At 58.7% G+C, this 5,283-nt stretch carries 3 protein-coding genes; all 3 read right to left on the reverse strand.

The genetic code is table 11. From position 1 onward, the window contains the following. The coding region (locus VJR68_RS13060; RefSeq protein ID WP_324148259.1) for a substrate-binding domain-containing protein at positions 1 to 1,070 on the reverse strand (1,070 nt) is incomplete at its 3' end. A 455-nt stretch (positions 1,071 to 1,525) separates the two neighbouring features. Then, positions 1,526 to 1,885: a hypothetical protein gene (locus VJR68_RS13065; protein ID WP_324148261.1), complete on the reverse strand. Its 360-nt coding sequence runs from the start codon at positions 1,883 to 1,885 to the stop codon at positions 1,526 to 1,528. Between the two features lie 227 nt (positions 1,886 to 2,112). Next, a partial coding sequence (locus VJR68_RS13070; protein ID WP_324148263.1) for a filamentous haemagglutinin family protein occupies positions 2,113 to 5,283 on the reverse strand: 3,171 nt, incomplete at its 5' end.

A 5,283-nucleotide genomic window follows, 5' to 3' on the forward strand; every position in this document is an offset into this window, starting at 1 on the left:
TTGCTCGGCGCGCCCGAGATGGCAACGAGCTGCGGCTGGCCGTTCGTTCCCCAGGTGGTGCTGCTGATCGCGTTGTAGGCCTTCAGCGAGCTGGAAGCAATCGTCACCGCCGAGCCGAAGGTGGCCGGGTCCACACCATTCACCTTGGCGAAACCGATGCCGGCTTGCAGCGAGTTGGCCATTTCGGCGTAGCCGATGCTGCCGGCGGTAGCCGCGATCGCCGCGGTAACGGCCGGGTTGCCGCTGGAGCCCGTCCAGGTGGAGGGGATGGTGGGCTGGAACTGCGACACGACCTGGGTAAAGGTCTGGCTGGCCAGGAAGTGGTTGCCGCTCACAGCCGGGCACACCGCCGTCAAGTGGTTGCTGAAGCTGAAGGTGGTGCCGCTACCGTCGGAACGATATTGCACCTTGATGGTGGTGGAGGGGATGGAGTCACCCGAGCCCAGCGTATACGCGCTGGCCAGCGTAGGATCGGCCCAGTTGGTGACCGCGCCGGAGAAAATGCTGCAAATTTGCGCGTCGCTGAAGTTGGTGTTGGCGCTGTTCAACACCACACCCTTCGTGGTCTTCATGTTCATGCCGATGGTGATCGCACCAGCGACGGCCGGGAACTGCACCGGAAAGGTGCTGCTGTGATTGGCCTGGTAGTTGGAGACGTCAGTCGTCGACAACGGTGAATCGGCAGCGGCGAAGCTGGGTTGCGTCAGATCGGAACGTCCCACGCCGGTCGCACTGGCCCCGAAGCCGTGATAAGCGCCGCTCGAATCCGGTGTGCAGGCATTCTGCACGCTGAAGCCGGACACACCGGCCAGAGTGTTCTTGCCGGCGCCACTGCCGGTCTGGCAGTAAGACACCGTCGGGTTGCCGCGCACTGCGCTGTAAACAGCAAACAAGGAGCCCGTACCCGCCGGGAAAACCTGATGATTCGTTTGAGCGCCGGTCCCTACATAACCGATCGCGGGCAGCGTTGCACCGCCACCCACCAGCGTCGTGCCTGCATACGAAACGGTAGCCATGGCCAGAGCAAGCGCACCGATCGCCAGCTTAGCCTTGAGAAGTCCGTGATTCATGATGTATCCCCATTGCGCATATTTACCCCCGGGATTGGGGGCTCGGCTTTTTTACGCCTGCGCAATGACGACGAAATTAAATATTGGTGTCGTTGAATATGCCATCTTAATTACAGAATTGACGCGCAGAAATAATATTTAATGTCATATTTTTTGCGTCGACATGCAGCATGTGCGGCTAGTCACACTTAGTGTAAGTGCCATTATTTTGCATAGAGTCCTTCACGTTTTATAGCCATGTGTATTTTTATTATTTTGCGGGAGCTTTTTATGTCGCAACTCATGCCGAACGGCATCGCTGTCTCCGGTGCGCCACGTGCTACTGATGGGAACATAGGCTGGGATGAAATCCCAGCATCGCGAAGCGTAAAGAAGCTGGGATTTCATCCCAGCCTACGTGGTTTTGCGGCTACGTAGAATTAATCGGGTCACTTTTTGACGTAACACGCTTTTCATTAGCGGTAATCATCCACGATGTGGCAGGGCGACGGCTCATAGGGAAGTCCATATTCATGAAGCATCGAATGGACTTCCCGGTCAAGCTCCGATATGCGAGCAAGGGATGCAATATCCGGAGAGCTCAATTCCATCAGTACGCAGCGTATGGCGCTGCGGTGCCCTTCCATGCACCAGGTATTCAAGATCTTCATCAATTCGGCAAGCAAAATGCCCTTTATCTTGCTGCCCGGTTCGCCCGTTCGCTTGAATTGCTTCTCAAGCGAATAAGTCAGCCGCTGGCTGAAAGCGCGCTCCGCCACGTCCAGCAATGCCTTCAATTGCTCGCCATTACAAGCAGCGAGCAAGGCTTCGGCCATGGCGTATTGGCGGAAGCTGGAGAGCTGGATCAGTGTTTCGACGATTGCGCCCTGATTCACGGTGATTCGCCTCAATCCTTTGTCCAGCGTTTCGTTCGAAAAAAACCGCCCCGTCCCTGGGACGGATTCCGCAAGGAGGATGTTCGATTCATGTTGTCAGTCCCAGGCCGGCGCCTGTCCCGCCGGCCTTGCTATTGCCCAACTCTTCGCTGGTTATGGATATGTCGTTATTCGCTGAGTTGCTTGCGTTCGGCGTCAGTCAATGAGCGCCTGCGCGCCTCGCTGAGCCGTCCGGCTCCAAGTACTTGCACTGGGCTGTTCGGATCATAGCCATTGCCCTGGACACTCGTACTGCTGTCACCAAAACCGAGCACCTGCACGGAGATGATCGACGGCTGCTTGCCCAATGCATCGTTCTGCTGTTGATTGGCCATATCCTGCGCCACCTTGCTTACTGCGCCGACAGCGGCACCCGCTGCGGTAAGCGCACCCACGTTTACCGCTTGCGCCACCGGCACACCGATCTTCTGGCCCTGCACCTGGATATTGTCGGCATTCAATACTTGTGCAGCCGCGACCACCAGGTTGCCGGAGACACGAATACCTGCATCGCCCGCGTCCACGGTGCCGCGTGGCGCAACCAGATAGACGCTGCCGCGCGGCGCGCCAGGAATGGTCTGCAAGGTGGCGATGCCCGCGCCGCTCACTTCGCCGCGCGCGTCGACGATGCAGTACGCATCCGGTGAGCAGATATATGTGGGTGGCGGCAGCACACTGGTGGTCTTCGCACCTTGGCCGGCATTGATGTCGCCATTGGAACTCCAGATCACCATGTCGCCGCCTTGCTCGGTGAAGATACGGCTTTGCGCCAGCAACACGCTGCGATCGGTGAAGATGTCGACGCTGCCCTGCTCCAGCGTGAGGACGCCCATGCTGTTCGGGCCGGCAATCACCTGGCCTTGGGAATTGGTGATGACCTGGGGCGCATCGACGCTGCCGACCAGCGCCTGGCCACCGGGCCCAAGGATGCTGATGCTGCCGCCCTGCTGGGTCTGGATAGTGGAGCTGCGAATATCCAGATCGCCCGTGTCGATGGTCTTGGCTTCGCCGTTGATGCCACCGGCACCGCTGCCATTGTTGGTGTAACCCAGTGACGCCGGGAACAGGCTTTCGATCGCCGCATATCCGCGCGCATATTGCTGGTAATACGGACTGGATGGATTGTTGTAGTCGCTGTCCACCTGGGCGAGCAGCTTGAAGAATTCCTGCTGGGCGAACAACTGCTGCGCATAAGCTGGCAATTGCAGGAAAGCGCTTTGCGCCTGCTCAGGTGTCAGCGACACGGTGACCTGATCTTGCGCAAAACCGGTAGCGATGGCTTTGCCTGCTTCCCACTGCTGCATGAAACTCACCAGGTCCGGCACCAGGCTGCCGAAACCATCCATGCCGTCGGGATTGTCCAACACGTATTTGTTGATGAAATCACTGGTGGTAATGCCAGGCCCGACACCGAACAGCACACCGACGTTGGCGCCATCATGCGGCAGATAGGGGTTGACCTGATTGCCGATCGTAGCGATGCCGGTTTGCTGGGCGGCGCTATTCGAACCACCATAGTTGGCAAGATCCTGCTGGTTGGTCAGCGGCCCGATATTGCGGCCCGCCGATATCAGCAGATTGCCCACACCTCCCAGCAAGATGGATGGTGTCAGCTGGTAGTCGTTGAACGGGGCATAGTTCAGTACAGTGTTCGGTGCGTATTGCGTATCGTAGATGTCGCGACCCGCCGCGATCCGCGTGATATCGGAGGCGTGCGTTTGCTCGCCAATCAGGGACAGGTTGGCGATGTCGCGACCTGCATAGATCAGTGCTGGCTTGGCGGGCTCCAGCACGAGTTGGCGAACCGAAACGCCATTCGGTGCATCGGTGCCATCGACGATGTCGCCGGAGAGTGCGTAGATGCGCACCGGATTGTTATCGCTTGCATGCAGCGGCGAAGACTGGTGCACCAGCGAACTCGACGCTGAATTGCCTGGGTTGTCCAGGTAGCTGGCAATAAACAACTGCAGGTAGTTGTTTTGCCCAACTGATCCATAAGGCGACAGCGGTGAAGGGAGTGCCGAAGGTGACGTGTCGATCAGACCGAAATTCTGCGGCGTCGTCGCCGTACCGATGCCAAGCGTGTAGTTCAACTGCGCGAAATTCACTGTATCGGCAGCAAGTATGTTCAACCCACCTGTACTGGATGGATAGAGACCGTCAGCGCCCAGTATGTTGATGTCACCATCCAGCGCGGCGAGGTTGACGGTCGCCGGCAAGATCGCACCCGGCATGTAGTTACGGAGATTGCCGTAGCCGAACAGCGCTGTCGGCAAGCTCAAACTACCCACGTTGACGTCACCACTGGCGGCCGTGACGTTCAGTGCAGAAGATAAGCTGTAACTCTGGCTGTCGGTGTGCCCTGCAGGAAACAAGCTACTGTAGGCCGCCGTATTCGCTATGTATCCGTAAGAAGGATCGTAGACGCCGCCTAGATCGACGCCAGCATTGGCATAGACCTGCCAGTACGTATCCTGAGCGCCCAGAATCGGCGCGACCGACGTAACAATGTGGCCAAAGGTGTACGAATCGCTGCTATTTGACGCAATGCTGTACGTAAAGTCGGAGCCAATCTGCCCGCCTGCCGTCAGGCTGCCCTGGCCCTTGGCCACGAAGTAGCTGCCGCTGAGAATGTTTCCGCTCGCCGTCACCACAAGATTGCCGCCGCCCACGGTGGTGATCGAGGTGCCATCCGGATTCACGTACCACGTGGTCGGCAGCGACACGGAAAGATCGCTGATATTGCCACCGGCCGTCACCGTGACGTTGCCGCCGACACTCATCACACCCTGATCGAAGTTGGCGAAGTTGATCGATGAGCGCGACCCGTCGGCAGCATTGCCGGTTTGCATCCATGGCCACCAGAACTGTCCGTCATAGCTGCCCGCGGTACCGGTAACGTTGCCGCTGGTGTCATACATCTGCTCGATGGCGTTGATGTTGCCCTTGGCATTGAGCAGAACATTGCCGGCGTTATCGGGGTTGACCAAGCCTGTTGCCAGCGCATCCGAAGCACCGGTTGCGCTCAGCACTGCAACCTGCGTGCCCGCGCTGGTTCCATTCGCAGGGGCGCCGGCGGTGTAGATCGTGGCGGGGGCAGTCTGATCCAGCCAGTCGATATCACCGGCAGAAACGATATCGATCGAGCCGGTGCCGGTACGCACAGTGGTCGGCAGGTTGAATGTCTTGCCGTCACCGCCCGTGGCGGTGTACTGCACCGCGAAGTGGCCATCCAGCGTGACGTTGCCCGCATTCGTATTGACCACCGCGAGCGGATCCACACCGCCGAAATTGGCGCC

The organism is Dyella sp. (assembly GCF_035277725.1).
Classification (GTDB): domain Bacteria; phylum Pseudomonadota; class Gammaproteobacteria; order Xanthomonadales; family Rhodanobacteraceae; genus Dyella_B.